This window comes from Rhizobacter sp. P3_B12 (assembly GCF_056402895.1).
Genome location: NZ_JBFUGN010001305.1, coordinates 1 through 1,377 on the forward strand (window position 1 = coordinate 1; position 1,377 = coordinate 1,377).

At 67.3% G+C, this 1,377-nt stretch carries 1 protein-coding gene; it reads right to left on the reverse strand.

Annotated features, from left to right (window positions below):
- A partial coding sequence (locus tag AC1D01_RS34755) for an FG-GAP repeat domain-containing protein (RefSeq protein ID WP_477874076.1) occupies positions 1-1,241 on the reverse strand: 1,241 nt, incomplete at its 3' end.
- Positions 1,242-1,377 lie beyond the last annotated feature (136 nt).

The following is a 1,377-nucleotide window of genomic DNA, read 5'->3' on the forward strand; positions in this document are numbered from 1 at the left end:
GGGTCGCTGCTCCACCACAGGATGTCGTCGCGGCCATCGCGGTTCACGTCGGCGACCAGCATGTCGGCGCTCTTCTCGCCGTGCAGGCCGAGCGGCGGCGATCCCACCGAGATGTTGCCGAGGTTGTAGTTGGCCACCTTGAGCAGGCCRGCGGCGCCGGTGGACACCGACAGGCCCCACATCACGCAGTCGGCACGTCCGTCGCCGTTGAAGTCGAGGGGTCGGTCGCAGTCCTGGCCGGCCCCGGAGATCGGCTCGAAGTTGAAATCCCCCAGCGARCGCCACGCCCGAATGGGCGGGTACATGTTCGCACCGGTGCCCAGCATGCCAGCCGCGGCGAGATCCAGGTTGCCGTCGTTGTCGATGTCGAACAGGTGCGACGGCTGGCCCAGCGCATACGGGCCCTCCGGTCTCGAGTACAGGTTCTTGTAGGTCGCGTTGGTCGGCTGCTCGACGAAGCCGCCCTGGCCGTCGCCCTTGTAGACATGGGTGCAGACCACCGTCGCGCAGGGCTCGGGGGGCGGATCGAGCTTGACCCCCTGGCTCGGCACGGACGCGGTGACGAGGTCGATGAACCCGTCGCCGTCGATGTCCAGCAGGTAGAAGGTGTTGCCTGGTGTCCAGCCGAAACCGTCCTGGATCTCGCCATGGCTGGTGAGGTAGCGGTCCTGGCTGGCATGCTCCAGCAGCGTCACGCCGGTGATCGACCWGCGCTCGAACGTGCCGTCGCCCTTGTTCAGGTACAGCTCGGTGGCRTASGCCGGGCAGGCSGTGGTGATGTTGAYCGTGTTGGTCTCATGAGAGTCGCGGTAGCGCAGCAGGTCGGGCAGCCCGTCGCCGTTGAAGTCGACCACGCGGGTGTTGAAGCAGCCGTTGCTGTGGAACAGCGTGTTGTCCGCGCCGGTCAGGTTGAAGCCCGTCACGCGCCGGAAGCCGCCGTCGCCGTTGCTCAGGTACAGCCGGTTCTCRGCCGGGTTGTCCGACCAGCGGATGAGGTCGGTCTTGCCGTCGCCGTCGAAGTCGGCGGTGATCACGCCGTAGTTCGAGAAGCGGGCCAGGTTGATGCCGGCCACCGTGCTTTGCATCGTCAGCGTGGCGAGTTCGCCGGCCGAGAACGTGGTGTTGCGCTGGTAGGCGTCGCTGGCGTCGGGCGCGTAGTCGAATCTTGAAGGCGGCAGGCACGGCGACTCGGCCGCGCCGACGCATTCGGTGATCGTGCGCAGCCGACTGCGGTTGGTCACCGCGCCACTGTCGTAGCCGAGTCGCASCGTGTTCACCTTGAGCGGSKTGCCRTCCGCGTTCACGAAGGTCTGCACCTGSGYSAGSCGCTGCACGTTCAAGAGCTTGCTGCCSGCCACGTAGGCCTCGCGCCGCGCC